The organism is Actinophytocola sp. NPDC049390 (assembly GCF_044466355.1).
Lineage (GTDB): Bacteria > Actinomycetota > Actinomycetes > Mycobacteriales > Pseudonocardiaceae > Actinophytocola.
This window is the reverse complement of sequence record NZ_JBITMQ010000018.1, coordinates 62,774-78,092: the sequence shown is the minus strand read 5'-3', so window position 1 is coordinate 78,092 and position 15,319 is coordinate 62,774. Positions and strand designations below refer to the sequence as shown.

At 70.7% G+C, this 15,319-nt stretch carries 19 protein-coding genes; 12 read left to right on the top strand and 7 right to left on the bottom strand.

Annotation, left to right across the window (positions count from 1 at the left end):
- Position 1: 1 nt before the first annotated feature.
- From ACIBVP_RS38510 to ACIBVP_RS38500, 3 genes are read left to right on the top strand one after another with little or no spacing between them, the layout of a single operon-like run.
- Positions 2-796 carry a purine-nucleoside phosphorylase gene (locus ACIBVP_RS38510; RefSeq protein ID WP_396111432.1) on the top strand — a complete coding sequence of 265 codons (795 nt, stop codon included), beginning with the start codon at positions 2-4 and terminating at the stop codon, positions 794-796.
- A complete protein-coding gene (locus ACIBVP_RS38505) occupies positions 793-2,412 on the top strand; it encodes a phospho-sugar mutase (protein ID WP_396111431.1) in 1,620 nt (539 codons plus the stop codon). The genes ACIBVP_RS38510 and ACIBVP_RS38505 overlap by 4 nt, the downstream gene beginning before the upstream one ends.
- A gap of 9 nt (positions 2,413-2,421) precedes the next feature.
- Positions 2,422-2,871: a flavodoxin family protein gene (locus tag ACIBVP_RS38500; RefSeq protein WP_396111430.1), complete on the top strand. Its 450-nt coding sequence runs from the start codon at positions 2,422-2,424 to the stop codon at positions 2,869-2,871.
- Between the two features lie 4 nt (positions 2,872-2,875).
- On the opposite strand, the gene ACIBVP_RS38495 is transcribed toward ACIBVP_RS38500, so the two are convergent.
- Genes ACIBVP_RS38495 through ACIBVP_RS38470 form a run of 6 tightly spaced genes read right to left on the bottom strand, consistent with a single transcriptional unit; the run spans position 2,876 to position 5,947 of the window.
- Positions 2,876-3,268 (bottom strand): MerR family transcriptional regulator, encoded by a 393-nt coding sequence (locus tag ACIBVP_RS38495; RefSeq protein ID WP_396111429.1) that lies wholly within the window; start codon positions 3,266-3,268, stop codon positions 2,876-2,878.
- 40 nt (positions 3,269-3,308) lie between these two features.
- On the bottom strand, positions 3,309-3,698 hold the full coding sequence (locus tag ACIBVP_RS38490) for a type II toxin-antitoxin system death-on-curing family toxin (RefSeq protein WP_396111428.1): 390 nt from the start codon (positions 3,696-3,698) through the stop codon (positions 3,309-3,311).
- Positions 3,699-3,729: 31 nt separating this feature from the next.
- Entirely contained in the window at positions 3,730-3,936 is a 207-nt protein-coding gene (locus tag ACIBVP_RS38485; RefSeq protein ID WP_396111426.1) for a ribbon-helix-helix protein, CopG family, read from the bottom strand.
- A 34-nt stretch (positions 3,937-3,970) separates the two neighbouring features.
- A complete protein-coding gene (upp, locus tag ACIBVP_RS38480) occupies positions 3,971-4,594 on the bottom strand; it encodes a uracil phosphoribosyltransferase (RefSeq protein WP_396111425.1) in 624 nt (207 codons plus the stop codon).
- Positions 4,595-4,613: 19 nt separating this feature from the next.
- Entirely contained in the window at positions 4,614-5,150 is a 537-nt protein-coding gene (locus ACIBVP_RS38475) for a hypothetical protein (RefSeq protein ID WP_396111424.1), read from the bottom strand.
- Complete coding sequence (locus tag ACIBVP_RS38470) at positions 5,147-5,947, bottom strand: methyltransferase domain-containing protein (protein ID WP_396111423.1); 801 nt, start codon at positions 5,945-5,947, stop codon at positions 5,147-5,149. Before ACIBVP_RS38470 ends, ACIBVP_RS38475 begins: the two co-directional genes overlap by 4 nt.
- Before the next feature lie 23 nt (positions 5,948-5,970).
- On the opposite strand from ACIBVP_RS38470, the gene ACIBVP_RS38465 reads away from it, so the two are divergent.
- The 4 genes from ACIBVP_RS38465 to ACIBVP_RS38450 all read left to right on the top strand — a co-directional run bounded on the left by ACIBVP_RS38465 (position 5,971) and on the right by ACIBVP_RS38450 (position 10,264).
- On the top strand, positions 5,971-6,621 hold the full coding sequence (locus ACIBVP_RS38465) for a DUF1707 domain-containing protein (protein WP_396111422.1): 651 nt from the start codon (positions 5,971-5,973) through the stop codon (positions 6,619-6,621).
- 386 nt (positions 6,622-7,007) lie between these two features.
- Positions 7,008-7,976 carry a deoxyribose-phosphate aldolase gene (gene deoC, locus ACIBVP_RS38460; RefSeq protein ID WP_396111421.1) on the top strand — a complete coding sequence of 323 codons (969 nt, stop codon included), beginning with the start codon at positions 7,008-7,010 and terminating at the stop codon, positions 7,974-7,976.
- 1 nt (position 7,977) lies between these two features.
- Positions 7,978-9,405: an aldehyde dehydrogenase family protein gene (locus ACIBVP_RS38455; RefSeq protein WP_396111420.1), complete on the top strand. Its 1,428-nt coding sequence runs from the start codon at positions 7,978-7,980 to the stop codon at positions 9,403-9,405.
- Positions 9,398-10,264: an aldehyde dehydrogenase family protein gene (locus tag ACIBVP_RS38450; protein ID WP_396111419.1), complete on the top strand. Its 867-nt coding sequence runs from the start codon at positions 9,398-9,400 to the stop codon at positions 10,262-10,264. Before ACIBVP_RS38455 ends, ACIBVP_RS38450 begins: the two co-directional genes overlap by 8 nt.
- Here the strand turns inward: ACIBVP_RS38450 and ACIBVP_RS38445 are convergent.
- Entirely contained in the window at positions 10,261-11,757 is a 1,497-nt protein-coding gene (locus ACIBVP_RS38445) for a vanadium-dependent haloperoxidase (RefSeq protein ID WP_396111418.1), read from the bottom strand. The genes ACIBVP_RS38450 and ACIBVP_RS38445 overlap by 4 nt on opposite strands.
- 218 nt (positions 11,758-11,975) lie before the next feature.
- On the opposite strand from ACIBVP_RS38445, the gene ACIBVP_RS38440 reads away from it, so the two are divergent.
- The 5 genes from ACIBVP_RS38440 (at position 11,976) to ACIBVP_RS38420 (ending at position 15,294) form a co-directional block, all read left to right on the top strand.
- Positions 11,976-12,335, top strand: a complete 360-nt coding sequence (locus ACIBVP_RS38440) for a hypothetical protein (RefSeq protein WP_396111417.1) — start codon at positions 11,976-11,978, stop codon at positions 12,333-12,335.
- On the top strand, positions 12,332-13,417 hold the full coding sequence (locus ACIBVP_RS38435) for a C40 family peptidase (protein ID WP_396111416.1): 1,086 nt from the start codon (positions 12,332-12,334) through the stop codon (positions 13,415-13,417). Before ACIBVP_RS38440 ends, ACIBVP_RS38435 begins: the two co-directional genes overlap by 4 nt.
- On the top strand, positions 13,414-14,097 hold the full coding sequence (locus ACIBVP_RS38430) for a hypothetical protein (protein WP_396111415.1): 684 nt from the start codon (positions 13,414-13,416) through the stop codon (positions 14,095-14,097). The genes ACIBVP_RS38435 and ACIBVP_RS38430 overlap by 4 nt, the downstream gene beginning before the upstream one ends.
- Positions 14,098-14,413: 316 nt before the next feature.
- The gene (locus ACIBVP_RS38425) at positions 14,414-14,815 is read left to right on the top strand and encodes a YbaB/EbfC family nucleoid-associated protein (protein ID WP_396111414.1); all 402 of its coding nucleotides are present in this window, start codon (positions 14,414-14,416) and stop codon (positions 14,813-14,815) included.
- The gene (locus ACIBVP_RS38420) at positions 14,812-15,294 is read left to right on the top strand and encodes a YbaB/EbfC family nucleoid-associated protein (RefSeq protein ID WP_396111413.1); all 483 of its coding nucleotides are present in this window, start codon (positions 14,812-14,814) and stop codon (positions 15,292-15,294) included. Before ACIBVP_RS38425 ends, ACIBVP_RS38420 begins: the two co-directional genes overlap by 4 nt.
- Positions 15,295-15,319: the final 25 nt, after the last annotated feature.

Below are 15,319 nucleotides of genomic sequence, written 5' to 3'. Positions count from 1 at the left end.
GGTGACCGACATCCAGGACCACTCCGCCGACGCAGCCGCGGCGCTCGCCAAGCTCACCGGCGTCGACACCCATGACGTCGCGGTCGTGCTCGGCTCCGGCTGGCGACCCGCCGCCGACGTGCTCGGCGCCCCCGACGCCGAGATCTCCATCGGCGACCTGCCCGGCTTCGCCGCCCCGACCGTGCTCGGCCACGGTGGCACGCTCCGCTCGCTGCGTGTCGGCGACAAGCGCGTGCTGATCCTGCTCGGCCGCACCCACCTGTACGAGGGCCGCGGCGTCGGCCCCGTGGCGCACGGCGTGCGCACCGCCGCCGCGGCGGGGTGCCGCACGGTGATCCTCACCAACGCGGCGGGCTGCCTGCGGGACGGCGTCGAGATCGGCCAGCCGGTCCTGATCAGCGACCACCTGAACCTGACGGCCATGTCGCCGCTGGCCGGCGCCCAGTTCGTGGACCTGACCGACCTGTACTCGCCGCGCCTGCGCGCGATCGCGCGGGAGATCGACCCCACGCTCGTCGAGGGCGTGTACGCGGGCCTGCCCGGCCCGCACTTCGAGACACCCGCCGAGATCCGCATGCTGCGCACGATGGGTGCGGACCTGGTCGGCATGTCGACCGTCCTGGAGGCCATCGCCGCGCGCGCCGCCGGCGTCGAGGTGTTCGGGCTGTCGCTGGTGACGAACCTCGCCGCGGGGGTGACGGGCGAACCGCTGAACCACGAGGAGGTCCTCGAGGCGGGTCGCGCGTCGGCCACCCGGATGGGTGCGCTGCTGAAGTCGCTGGTGGAGCGTTCATGAGTCTGCGGTCGGAGCTGCGCGACCGCGCGTTCCACTGGATCGCCGACGACCCCGACCCCGCGACCCGCGCGGAACTGCAGCAGGTCGCCGCCCGCGCGATGGGCGGTGACCAGTCGGCGGTCGACGAGCTGGCGGACCGCATGAACGGCACCCTCGCGTTCGGCACCGCGGGTCTGCGCGGTCCGGTGCGTGCGGGTTCCAACGGCATGAACAAGGCGGTCGTCCTGCGCGCCACGTACGGCGTCGCCGCGTGGTTGACGCACAAGGGGCACACGGGCGGCACGGTGATCGTCGGCCGCGACGCCCGGCACGGCTCGGCGGAGTTCGCGGAGGCGGCGGCGTCGGTGCTCACGGCGGCGGGGTTCGTGGTGCGCACGATGCCCGGCCCGCTGCCGACGCCCATGACGGCGTTCCACGTCCGTTCTCTCGGTGCGGTCGCGGGGATCCAGATCACCGCGTCGCACAACCCGCCCGCCGACAACGGCTACAAGGTCTACACGGACGACGGCGCGCAGATCGTGCCGCCGGACGACTCGCTGATCGAGACGGGCATCCGCGACGCGCCCCCGGCGGTGTCCGTGCCGACCGCTCCCGGCGCCGTGCCCCTCGCCGACGTCTCCGGCTACGTCGCCCGGATCGCCACGCTGCCCCGAGGCCTGTTCCGCGACCTGCGCGTGGTCCTGACCCCGATGCACGGCGTGGGCGGCGAGACCGCGCTGGAGGCGTTGCGGGAAGCGGGTTTCCCGGACGTGCGGCTGGTCGAACCGCAGGCCGCGCCGGACCCCGACTTCCCGACGGTCACGTTCCCCAACCCGGAGGAGCCCGGCGCCGCGGACCTCCTGCTGGCCTTCGCGTCCGAAGTGGACGCCGACCTGGCGATCGCGCTGGACCCGGACGCGGACCGCTGTGCCCTGGGTGTCCGCGACAAGGACGGCTGGCGCATGCTGCGCGGCGACGAGACCGGCGTCCTGCTCGGCGCCCACGTGTTGTCTACAGTGGACCGCCCAGACCCGTTGGTGGCCTCGACGATCGTGTCGTCGTCGATGCTGTCCCACGTGGCGGCGGCCCACGGTGCGAGGCACGCGGAGACCCTCACCGGCTTCAAATGGCTGATGCGCGCGGGCGACGGGCTGGTGTTCGCGTACGAAGAGGCGCTGGGTCTGGCCGTGGACCCGGACCACGTACGTGACAAGGACGGCATCTCGGCAGCGGTAGTGGCCTGCGACATGGCCGCCACTCTGAAGGCTTCTGGCCGGACACTGCTGGACGTCCTGGACGACCTCTACACGGCCCACGGGGTACACCTGACGGACCAGATCTCGTTGCGGTTCGCGGACATCTCGGCGATGCCGCGGCTTGTGGCGGGCCTGCGTTCGACGCCACCGGAACGGCTGTGCGGCGTGGCGGTGCACGAGGACGGCCCGGCCCCCGACATCGTCCGCCTCCGTGGTGAGGGCCTGCGCGTGGTGGTCCGCCCGTCGGGCACGGAGCCGAAGGTGAAGGCGTACCTGGAGGTCGTCACCCCGGTGACCGGCTCACTCGCGGACGCCCGCACCCAGGCGACCACCAGGCTGGCCACACTGCGCGACGAGGTGACGGCCCTGCTGAAGGCGTAGGTTGCCGTCATGGCCAGGTTGTTGATCGTCCACCACACGCCGTCGCCGTCGGTGCAGGCCATGTTCGAGGCGGTGGTGGCCGGGGCGACGACCGACGAGATCGAGGGCGTCGAGGTCGTCCGCAGGCCCGCGCTCGCGGCGACCGTCACCGACGCGCTCGAGGCCGACGGCTACCTCCTCGGCACACCCGCGAACCTCGGCATGATGTCCGGCGCCCTCAAGGTGTTCTTCGACCTCGCCTACTACCCGATCCTCGACGCCAGCCGCGGCCGCCCCTTCGGCCTCTACGTGCACGGCAACAACGACACGACCGGCGCCGTCCGCGGCATCGAGTCGGTCACCACCGGGCTCGGCTGGGAGAAGGTCGCGCCGGTCGTCAGCGTCACCGGCGAGCCGAGCAAGGCCGACCTGGAGGCGTGCTGGGAACTGGGTGCCACGGTCGCGGCAGGCCTGACGTGACCGGCTAGGCCGATGCCGCCTGCGGTTCGGTCACGACCGCGCGCTCGCAGTTCTCGTAGTTGGCGATCTTGTAGTTCAGCACGTCCAGGCACGAGTTCAGCTCGGCGATCCGGCTGAGCACCTCGGTCCGCTGCTCGACCAGGATCTGCTTGCGCCGCCCCGCGCTGGACACGCCCTGGTGCCGCAGCTTGGCGTACTCGCGCATCATCCTGATCGGCATGCCGGTCATGCGCAGCTTCGTCAGGAATCCCAGCCACACCAGGTCGTCGTCGGTGTAGGCGCGGCGGCCGCCGGAGTCACGGGCGGGCGGTTCGATCAGCTGGATGCGCTCGTAGTAACGGAGTGTGTCGATCGACAACCCACTGCGGTGGGCCGCCTCGGCGATCGCATAAGTCACGGCTTCGACCGTAAGAGCTGGAGTGCACTCCAGGTCAAGCTCATAAGTCGCTCTCCTTCGGGTGAGCCCACTCCTCGAGGCGCTGCGCCATGTCCGCGACGCCGACGTTCCCGCGGCCGACCTCACGGACCAGGTCGAGCGCCTCGTCCTCGTCCGCGTCGATCCACCAGCCGTTCATGTCGCAGAGGGTCACCGCCGCGACCCAGCCGAGGCGCCAGTTGCCCTCGACCAGCGGACGAGTGCACACGATCGAGTCGAGCAGGGCGGCTGCCTTGAGCCACAACGTCTCGTACGCCTGCACCCCCAGCACGGTGGCACGGGGGCGGTGCGCGGCGGCGTCGAGCAGTCCGAGGTCACGCACGACCAGATCACCACCGGTGACGGCAGCGGCCAGCACGAGCAGGTCACTGGCGTCCAAGTACATGATCACGCCAGGATCATGTCAGACACCACCGACAATTTTAGGTGGTTCCGATGCGCTCCAGCAGGCCCTTGTAGCGCGGTAGCACGCGACTCAGAACCTCACCCAACTGCTGTTCCTTCTGCAGGCGAGCCCAGCGGTCGGCGAGCGCCAGCCGCAGTATCTCCTGCTTCGACCGCCCCTCGGCTTCGGCCAGCTGGGCGAGGTGGGCGTTCTCCTCGTCCGTCAGCCGCAGAGTCATCGCCATGCTTTCGACGGTACCACCGTGATACCAAATCGTCCTAGACCGCGCCGTACTGCCGGTCCCCGGCGTCCCCGAGCCCCGGCACGATGTAGCCGGAGTCGTTGAGCCGCTCGTCGATACTCGCCGTGACCAGCCGGACCGGCAGCTTCGCCTCGGACAGGTGCTTGATGCCCTCCGGCGCGGCCAGCGCGCACACGGCCGTGACGTCGGTGGCGCCGCGGTCGGTCAGCAGCCGGATCGTGTACTCCATCGAGCCGCCGGTCGCGAGCATCGGGTCGAGCACGAACACCGGGCGGCCGGCGAGGTCCGCGGGCAGCGACTCCATGTACGGGGTCGGCTCGAGCGTCTCCTCGTTGCGTGCCAGGCCGACGAACCCCATCTGCGCCTCGGGGATCAGCTTGTGCGCCTGGTCGGCCATGCCGAGACCGGCCCGCAGCACCGGCACCAGGAGCGGCGGGTTCGCGAGCCAGTAGCCCTCGGTACGGGCGACCGGCGTGTGGATGCGCTCCGTCCGCACCGGCGCGTCCCGCAGCGCCTCGTAGATCAGCATGACGGTCAGCTCGTGCAGGGCGGCGCGGAACACGGCGTTGTCCGTGCGGGCGTCCCGCATGACGGTCAACCGCGACTTGGCGAGCGGGTGATCGACGGTCAGCACATTCATGGGGCGACACGGTAGCCGCTCAGACCGACCAGACCTCCGCCGTGGCGAGAAAAGCCGAGGACGACGGCCGGTGCTCGGTGCCGCCGACGGTGACCTGCCCCGGCACGCGCTGCCCGTCGACGGTGATCGACGCGTCCGCGACCGGCGCCAGCAGCAGTTGCAGAGAGTGTGGAACGCCGTCGAGCACGAAGCCGTCGGTGGCGAACGTGCGCCGCCCGAGCACGTCCGACATGGTCACCTCGATGCCGCCGCCACGGGCGACCAGGCCGGTCGCCAGGTCCAGGTGGACGGTCACCGGTGCCGTCGCCACCGCCGGTGCGGGCCACGGCAGCCCGTCGACCTCGGGGAAGTGCCGCACGAAGTACCGCGCGAGCCACTCCGCCAGACCGGGGTCGCCGCCCACGGCGCGCACCTCGTCGTCGTGCCACAGGACCAGCGCCGTGCCAGCGCCGCGGATCGACCAGTCCACGGCCCACACGGACGCGAACGCCGTGACAACGCCGCCGTCGGTGAGCCGCACACCGGGGTTGGCCCCGCTCAGGATGACGGCGCTCATCGGTGTGCCAGGACTGCGAACATGGTCACCGACATGTGGAAGTTCCCGTTCTCCGCGCCTGCCGCCAGGTCGGCGAGGAACCGCTCGCAGTCCTCGGCGCCGATCACGCCACGGTCGACGGCCATCCGGCAGAGCATCCGCACCATCGGCCCGGTCGCCGCGTCGGGGGACTGGATGAGCGCCTGCGAGCCGGTGTCGTCCACGGTGAGGCCCGCGCCGGCGAGCTGGCCGGGCAGTCCGCGCGCGGCGAACGGGTTCACCACACCGCAGCGCATCGACTCCGTCATCACACGCACGATGTCGGGCTCACCGGGATGGAGGATCGCCGTAGCCCAGTCGACGTCGGTGACCACGACGCGCCCGCCGGGCCGCAGTACCCGCGCGATCTCCGCGGTCACCTTCTCGGGGTGGTCGAGGTGCTGGAACACGCGCTCGCAGGTGACGGCGTCCAGAGACCCGTCGTCGAACGGCAGTGCGTAGGCGTTGCCGTCGACGAACGTCGCACGGGGCGCCCGCCGCTCCGCTTCCGCGCGCATGCCGGGATTCGGGTCGATGCCGGTCACTTCCCCGTCCGCACCGACGGTTTCGGCGAGCAGGCGGGCCAGTTCACCGGTACCGGAACCGATGTCGAGCACCTTCTCACCGGACCGCAGACCGAGCGCCGCGATCGTCCAAGCCCGCAGCCGCGGAATGCCGGGCAGCCCGGACTGCTGGTCCAGTGTGGCGATCTGCTTCGCGAGGTCAGCGGGCGAGATCTCGTCGGCGTGGAATAGGCCGCGCCGGGCACCGTCGGGCATGAGCGCACGATAACCTCACCCGCGTGAGTGAACCGCCAGCCGTGCCAGACCCGCGCGAGATGCGGGTGTCGAACGCCGACCGCGAGCACGTCGCGCAGGTGCTCAACGATGCCATGGCCGAGGGCAGGCTGACGGTCGAGGAACTCGAGGAGCGGCTCGACAAGGTCTACGCGGCGAAGGTCTTCCGCGACCTCGAACCGCTCGTGCGCGACCTGCCGGTCGGTGGCCAGGCGCCGCAGCTGCCGGTGCCCGCCGCAGCGTCGCCCGCACCGGTGGCGTCCGCCAGGATCGGCGGCCGAGGCACGTCGAGCGCGGCGGTCGCGGTCATGTCCGGCGCCGTGCGCAAGGGCATGTGGACGGTGCCACCGACCTTCACGTCGTTCGCGTTCTGGGGCGGCGTGCAGATCGACCTGACCGACGCCCGCTTCGAGGACCCCGAAACCACGATCCAGGCGTACGCGCTGATGGGCGGCGTCGAGATCTTCGTGCCGGACGACATCGTCGTGCAGGTCAACGGCGTCGGTTTCATGGGCGCCTTCGACAACAAGGTGGAGAACCAGAGCCAGCCGAGACCGGGCGCACCGATCGTGAAGGTCAACGGCCTGGCGTTCTGGGGCGGCGTCGAGGTCAAGCGCAGGAAGCGCAAGAAGGAAAAGCGCCAGATCGAGGAGTGACCACCCCGCCCGGGCGCGCAGTGCCCGAGGCCCGCGAAGCGGGCCCACCCCGTGCACAAGCCGGGCGCAGCCCACAAAGCAGGCAGACCCATCCTCGCCAAGTCTCAGCACGCTGGAATCGTGAGGCCCCTCCCCGAGAGCAGCCCGTCCGGCGAGGACATCACCCCACGCAGAGGCCACCAAAACCCCGCTGACCAGCGAAAACAAGCCCCCAGTACGTAACCTCAACCCCCACCCGATCCCGGGGGCCACCCGCCATGCCAGCCTACCGGCACCCACCGACAAAACCGGGCCCGCAACGGCCACCTGTGGACAACTGACGCACCTGTGGACAACCCGGTCCGACCCGGCGGTCGAGGTCGGGTGCGCCGCCTAGACTCGGGCACATGGCAGCACCCTCAACGGCGAGCACCGGGTTACCGCCCGCGCTCGTCGACGCGACCCGGGACGAGACGTCCCTGCGACGGTTCCTCCACGGGCTACCCGGCGTGGACCAGGTCGGCGTCGAGCAACGGGCGGCGGGGCTCGCGACCCGCAGCATCAAGAAGGCCTCGAAGATGCAGGCCATCGACACCGCCATCGGCATGGTCGACCTGACCACGCTCGAAGGCGCCGACACCGTGGGCAAGGTCCGTTCGCTGTGCGCGAAGGCCCGCCGTCCCGACCCGGATCGCCCCGACGTGCCGAAGGTCGCGGCCGTCTGCGTCTACCCAGACATGGTGGCGACCGCCGCGAAGGAGACCGACGGCACGGGCATCGAGGTCGCGAGCGTGGCCACCGCCTTCCCGTCGGGCCGGTCGAGCATGGACATCAAGCTCGCCGACACCCGGTTCGCGGTCGAGAGCGGTGCCACCGAGGTCGACATGGTGATCGACCGGGGCGCGTTCCTGTCCGGGCACTACGGCCGCGTCTTCGACGAGATCGTGGCCGTCAAGGCGGCCTGCGGCACCGCCCATCTCAAGGTCATCCTCGAGACCGGTGAGCTCGCCACCTACGACAACGTGCGCCGCGCGTCGTGGCTGGCGCTGCTCGCGGGCGGCGACTTCATCAAGACCTCGACCGGCAAGGTCAGCCCGGCGGCCACGTTGCCGGTCACGCACGTGATGTTGCAGGCCGTCCGCGACTGGCACACCCAGACCGGTGAGCTCCGCGGCGTGAAACCGGCGGGCGGTATCCGCACCACGAAGGACGCCATCCGCTACCTGGTCGCCGTGCACGAGGTCGCCGGGCCGGAGTGGCTTTCTCCCAAGCTGTTCCGCTTCGGCGCCTCCAGCCTGCTCAACGACCTGCTGATGCAGCGGCGCGCCCAGCTCGAAGGCCACTACAGCGGCCCTGACTACGTGACGGTGGACTGACATGTGGGAATACGCCCCCGCTCCCGAGAACAGGGACATCGCGAACCTCAAGCCCAGCTACCGGATGTTCGTCGACGGCGAGTTCGTCGACGGCGCCGGTGAGCCGCTGAAGACGCTCAACCCGGCCACCGAGGAGGTCCTGGCCGAGGTCAGCACGGCCGACAAGAACGACGTCGACCGCGCCGTCAAGGCCGCACGCCGCGCCTACGACCGGGTGTGGGGCAAGATGCCGGGCGCCGAGCGCGCCAAGTACATCTACCGGATCGCCCGCATGATCGCCGAACGCGCGCGTGAGCTGGCCGTCCTGGAGAGCCTCGACAACGGCAAGCCGATCAGGGAGTCGCGGGACGTCGACGTGCCGACCGCGTCCGCGCACTTCTTCTACCACGCGGGCTGGGCCGACAAGCTCGAGTACGCGGGCCTGGGGCCGGACCCGAAGCCGCTGGGCGTCGCGGGCCAGGTCATCCCGTGGAACTTCCCGCTGCTGATGGCCGCGTGGAAGATCGCGCCCGCGCTGGCCTGCGGTAACACGGTCGTGCTCAAGCCTGCGGAGACCACCCCGCTGACGGCGCTCGTGCTCGCCGAGATCGTCCAGCAGGCGGAGCTCCCGCCGGGCGTGGTCAACATCCTGCCCGGCGCCGGTGACGTCGGCGCCGAGGTGGTCAGCCACGCGGGCGTCGACAAGGTCGCGTTCACCGGCTCCACCGATGTCGGCAAGCTCATCCAGCGTTCGCTCGCGGGCAAGGGCAAGAAGCTCACGTTGGAGCTGGGTGGCAAGGCCGCCAACGTGGTGTTCGACGACGCGCCGCTCGACCAGGCCGTCGAGGGGATCGTCAACGGCATCTTCTTCAACCAGGGCCACGTCTGCTGCGCGGGTTCCCGGCTGCTGGTGCAGGAGTCCGTCGCCGACGAACTGCTCGAGAAGCTGCACGCGCGGATCTCGACGCTGCGGATCGGCGACCCGCTCGACAAGAACACCGACGTGGGCGCCATCAACTCGCGCGACCAGCTCACCAGGATCACGTCGCTGGTCGAGTCCGGCGAGGAGGAGGGCGCCGAGAAGTGGGTGAGCCCGTGTCCGTTGCCGGACAAGGGTTTCTTCTTCGCGCCGACGGTGTTCTCCGGCGTCAGCCAGGCCATGCGCATCGCCCGTGAGGAGATCTTCGGGCCGGTGCTGTCGGTGCTCACGTTCCGCACGCCCGACGAGGCCGTCGCCAAGGCCAACAACACCCCCTACGGCCTGTCCGCGGGCATCTGGACGGACAAGGGCTCGCGCATCCTCTGGATGGCGAACAAGCTTCGCGCCGGTGTGGTGTGGGCCAACACGTTCAACCGCTTCGACCCGACCGCGCCGTTCGGCGGCTACCAGGAGTCCGGGTTCGGCCGCGAGGGCGGTCGCACGGGACTGGAGGCATACCTCGATGTCTGACCGTCTCTCCGTCGCGAAGACGTACAAGCTCTACATCGGCGGCGCGTTCCCGCGTTCCGAGTCGGGCCGCTCCTACCCGGTGCGGGACAGCAAGGGCGCCTTCCTCGCCAACGCGGCGCAGGGCTCCCGCAAGGACGTCCGCGAGGCGGTCGTCGCCGCGCGCAAGGCGTTCGGCGGCTGGGCGAAGGCCACCGCGTACAACCGGGGCCAGGTCCTGTACCGGGTGGCCGAGCTGCTGGAGGGGCGGCGCGAGCAGTTCATCGCGGAGGCCGGCGCGGGCGAGGGCGTCAACGGCAAGAAGGCGCAGTCCATTGTGGACGCCGCGATCGACAGGTGGGTCTGGTACGCGGGCTGGACCGACAAGATCGCGACCGTGCTCGGCGCGTCGAACCCCGTCGCCGGGCCGTACTTCTCGTTCTCCGTGCCGGAGCCGACCGGCGTCGTCGGCGTGCTCGCGCCGCAGGCGTCGTCGTTGCTCGGGCTCGTGAGCGTGGTCGCGCCGGTGATCGCCACCGGCAACACCGCGGTCGTGGTCGCCTCGCAGGACCGGCCGTTACCCGCGATCACCCTGTCCGAGGTGCTCGCCACCTCCGACGTGCCGGGCGGGGTCGTCAACATCGTCACGGGCCGGACCGCGGAGCTGGCGCCGTGGCTCGCCTCGCACGCCGACGTCAACGCGCTCGACCTCACCGGCGCGCCCGAGTCGATGCGGACCGAGCTGGAGGCGACCGCCGCCGACACGGTGAAGCGGGTGCTGCGTGCCAAGGCGACCGAGCCCGACTGGAGCGCGCAGCCGGACATCGCCCGGCTGCGCGCGTTCCTCGAGACCAAGACCGTCTGGCACCCGATGGGCGTCTAGATGGTGATGGCGGTGCCGTCGAACCGGCTCAGCGTGAACGAGAACCGTTCGTGGCTGGTGCACCTGAGCTCGCGGAGAATGCCGATCGCGATCTCCTCACCGAGCCGGACCGACTCGGAGTAGTCCGAGCGCCAGTGCACACCGGCCAGGCTCCGGCCGATGGCGATGTTCGCGGCGACCTTGTTCAGTTCGCCGCCGACGGTCAGCTGTTCGGAGTCCGGGCCCTTGTACGGCACGAGTGTGGTGCCGGATTCGTCCGGCACCACCGGGTCCGTGAGCGGGGTCGACTCGTCGAACCACGCCTTGAGCACGGTCACGCACGCACCCGCGACCGTGGCGTGGCCCGCCCCGTACGCGGGGTGCGTCGGGCTGCCCTCCGGGAACGCCTGCGGCAGCAGGAACGAGCCGTGCCGCTCGTGGACCGACTTGACGGCCCGCGAGTCGAGGATCTCCTGGTCGATCATGGGGTAGTCGCGCCTGCCCGCCAGGTGCGTGTGCACCCTGCCGCCGAACTCCTCGGGCCGCAGCCTGCGGTGGACGTTCCACTTCTGGAACCACACGGCCTTGAGCGCCCGGGAGGCGACCTCGGTGACCAGCGACAGCAGGTGCGGCGGGCCGAACGTGCCGAACCCGGCCTGGTTCGCCGAGAAGTTGTACGGGTTGCCCGCGTCGAGCGGCGCGTCCATCCCGAACAGGATCAGGCACGAGTTCAGGTAGGCCTGGTAGAGCGCGTCGAAGTGCACGTAGTGCGCCATGTCGCGGGGCGTCTGGATGTACCTGCGCTCCTTGCGGTTCCGCGTCGGCTTGCGGTCCGCGCCGTTCTGCACCTTCAGCCACTCGGTGAAGTCGGTGAGGAAGTCCCGCTTCCTCGGCGTGTCCTGCAGTTGCCTGACGAGCAGCGTGCCGTACGGCACGTCCTTCAGCAGGAACTGCGACAGGTACGGGCCGACGAGGTCACCACGGGTGTCGCCGCGGAACAGCGTGCCGGGCGTGACCTCGCTGCCCTGCCGGGGCGCGCGGAGGTCCGTGTAGGCGGTCGACAGGTCGCCGGCCGCCTCGGCGATCAGCGGGTCGTCGTCGAAACGGGTGAACGGCACGTCGCGGCACAGCGCCATCCAGTACAGCTCGGCCATCTCGGCCGAGTTCCTCGGCTGGTCGATCCGCGGCGCGGGCGCCAAGGTGAGCGCCTGCGGGTCCGGGCCTTCGAGGTCGAAGCTCAGCCCCGCGCGTGGATTGGTGAGCAGGCGGTCTCCGCCGAGCGGGATCCGTTCGTAGTCCTCCTCCTGCCCGGTCGCGACGGCCCGCCGCAGCAGCCGGTAGGCCGCCGGGTCCGCTTCGCCGAACTCGTTGTGCGGCAGGCCTTTGCTGTAGTTGGCGAGGGGCGCGTAGTCGGCCTCCTCGCCGTTGTTGCGGTGCTCGGGCACCGTCCTCGCGAACTCGGTCCGTGCGGCCCGGAGGCGCTGTTCGCGCGCGTCAGCACGACGATCACTCATGTCGGTTGTCCTCCCCAGAACGAACACAACAGCCCCGGCCCCCCGAGCCAGGACACCCCAGTAGCCCGAATGTCGGAACCTTCGGGCGGTTCGTTACGGCCGGTAGGTACGTTCGTGCTGCCCGTTCACCTGCGCGGAAGGGTTGATGTGACCTACTCTTTCCCTCGGACGGGAGCCGCCGGGGGCTGGTGTGCGTCAGACCCGCCAGGAGGGGACAGATGACGAACCACGACGAGCCGCTGCCACCGCCGCCACCTGGTTACGACGCGGACGAGGATGCCTTCGCCGCGTTCGCGAGGGGCTACCGGCCGCTGGCCGACGACCTGAACCGGGCCACGGGCAACAACCTGGGTGCGCACACGTCGCTGGACGGCAACGCGTTCTCGCGGGTGGGCAACGAGGTGGGGCTCTCCGACGCGATCCGCAACGCCACGCGCAACCAGCTCGACCGGGTCAACCGGCTGTCGGGCAACACCACCGACATGGCGGACGCGGTCGGCCAGACGTGGACGAACTACGTCGACATCGAGGACGAGTCGGGCCGGCGCATGCGACGGGCGACAGGTGAGATCGCGTGAGTCCCACGACCGTCCCGCTCGTCACCCCGCTGGTCCAGCCCGCCGCCGACGCGCAACGCCAGCTCGCGACGGACGACGGCGCGATCGACAGCGTCGGCCAGGCGCACGGAAACGTCCAGAACGCGCTGTACACCTACGACTCGGACGCGGGTTCGCAGGTCCAGACGCTGCAGTACGGCTGGACCGGCGGCTCCGCCGACCGCCAGGCCGCCGACGCCCGCACGATGAGCACCGCGTCCAAGGACATCAGCGAGTACAGCGCCGAGGTCCAGTCCGCGGTGCGTGACGCGGCGGGCATCCTCAAGGTCGGCCAGAACACCAACCAGCAGCTCATCGACAACTTCATGGACAAGGCGGCCGAGCTGCTGTCGGCCGCTTCGGCTCTGCGCGCGGCCGGTGACCATGCCGGTGCGCAGGCCAAGATCTCCGAGCTGATCCGCCTCGGCGCCCAGGTCAGCGGCGAGAGCAGCACGAACCTCGAAGCCGTCATGACGCAGCTGACGGGCGTGGTCGACCGCCTCAACGGCGGCGGCGCCACGACGCCGTCCAACGCCGAGAACAGCGCGCCGCCCGCCGCGTACAACAGCGGCGGCGGGGGAGGCGGCGGCGGTGGGGGTGACGGAGGCGGCGGCGGTGTCGTCACCAAGAAACGGCTCCCGGTCGCGATCCCACCCCAGCCGGGCACGGGCGTCGCGGTGAACCTGCCGGACGGCAGCACGGTCATGGCCCCGAACGAGACGGCGGCGAAGGCCGTCCGTGCCGCACTGGGCCAGCTCGGCGTCCCGTACGTGTGGGGCGGCACGGCCCCGGGCGTCGGCCTCGACTGCAGCGGCCTGACCCAGTACGCGTACGGCGAGGGGGGTCTGGACATCCCGCGCACGTCCCGCGAACAGGACATCGGCGCCGAGGTCCCGTCGGCCGACCAGTTGCTCCCCGGCGACCTGGTCTGCTGGGAGGGCCACGTGGCCATGTACATCGGCAACGGCCAGATCGTTGAGGCCGGCGACCCGGTACAGGTCGGACCACTGCGCACCACCAACGCGGGCATGCCGTTCGTGGGCTTCTACCGCCCGACCGGATGACGGCCTTCTTCACCGACTTCGTGCTCACGGGCACGGTGCTGGGCCTGGACCACACGAGCGCCCCGGACGAGGTGCACGCGGTCCTGGGCGGGTCGTTCGAACCACCGCTCTCGTCGTTCGGGCTGATCGAGTTCGGGTGGCGCGGAGACGGCGACGAATGGAAGGTCCAGCACTTCGGCGTGCAGGCGCACCGGTTGGTGTGGTTGGCCGACGGGATCGAGCCCGCTCTGGTCGCGCGCTACGGCGATTTCCCGGCTCGCGTCGACGTCGACGACCTGCGCGAAGCGGTCACGGAACGCGGTGCCCCGCTCGAGGCGTGGCCCCGCGCCGCCGACGACTACGTCGCCTACGGCTCGTCCGTCGCACACGTGGAGGTGCTCGCGCACCGCGAAACACGGACCGTCGAGAGCCTGTTCGGCATGTCGCCCCGCTCGCCGTGGTGGAGCTTCCCGGGCCAGGAGAAGCGCTTCGCCTCGTATGCGAGGCACCTCCTCACGCTCACGGCTGCCGAGCGGGCCGCGTGGTTCGCCCGTCGCGAACCGGAGGCGCATCGCGCCGACTGGTGGGCCTGCCTCATCGCGACCGCGGCCCGCAAGACTCACGGCGCACGCCAGTGGCAGGAACTGACCCGCGCGCTGCGTCGAGCAGCGGCCGAACGCGGTGTTCACGCACCGAACTGACCGAGTTGTCCACAGCCCACCCGGTTATCCACAGTCAAGATCGACAACGGGGTCCCTGTCGGTGGGCACCGGTAGACTGGCATGGCGGGTGGCCCCCGGGATCGGGTGGGGGTTGGGTACGGGGCGTTTGCGGCGTGTTTCGGCGCGTTTCGGTGGGATTCGGTGGGGTACGGGCGGTTCTCGGGTGCCGGGTGGAGTGTCCGGGAGGTGGGCCGGGGTCACGATCGGCGGGTTCGCGGCCACGACTTGTGCCGGACAGGCGCGCGTGTCGGACCTTTCGGGCACACTTGTGCCGTACCGGGGATCAGGAGGGGTCGTGGAGATCGACATCGACCACGAGATGGCGGCGTTGGACCGCAAGGTCGCGCAGGCCGACGAGCGGGCGCGGGCGCAGGTCGCCCGCGTCGGCCGGATCACGGGCAAGGCCGCCTCGCCCGACGGTGGCATCGAGGTCGAGGTGGCGCCGGGCGGGCTGCTGACCGGGCTGAAGCTCTCGCCCGCCGCCGTGTCGGGGGACATGGAGACGTTGGCGCGCAACATCACCGCCCTCGCCGACCGGGCAACGCGCCGTGCCGGCAGCACCATGTACAAAACGCTGGCGCCCGCGCTCGGCGAACGCGGCGAGAAACATCTGGAGTCGCTGGGTTACGTCCCGGTGGACGACGAGGAGGACGGCGACTTCGACGACCCGCTCAAGCACGTCGGGGGCCGTCGGTGATCGAACGCGAGCCGGTCAACCGCACCACGCGGCAGATGATCGAGGACGGCCGGGCCCGCCAGGAAGCCCTGTCCAAAGTGGACGAGATACTGGCGACGGTCACCGGCACGGCTCACGACCGCAACGGGACCGTCGAGGTGACGGTCGACGGCCGGGGCAGGCTGAAGCGGTTGTGGTTGGCGCAGGAAGCCGCCCGCTACGGCGCCGACGGGCTTGCGCGGCTGATCGTGAAGGTCGCCGCCGTCGCGATGGACGACGCGACCCAGTCCGGCTACAACAAGGTCGCGCTGCTGCTCGGTGACAACCTGACCTACGCGCTGGAGCAGCTGTCCGGCCGGGCGGCCCCGGCGCGACGCTCCGGCGACGGCGGCATCACGGCCGAGGAGTTCCAGGCCCGGCGGGACAAGCGGGTCGCCGAGGAAGATTCGTCCGATGACCTCGACTCGTTCGACCCATCCTCGCTACGGTCCGACCGGTGATCCACCTTGTTTCCCCGACCACGTA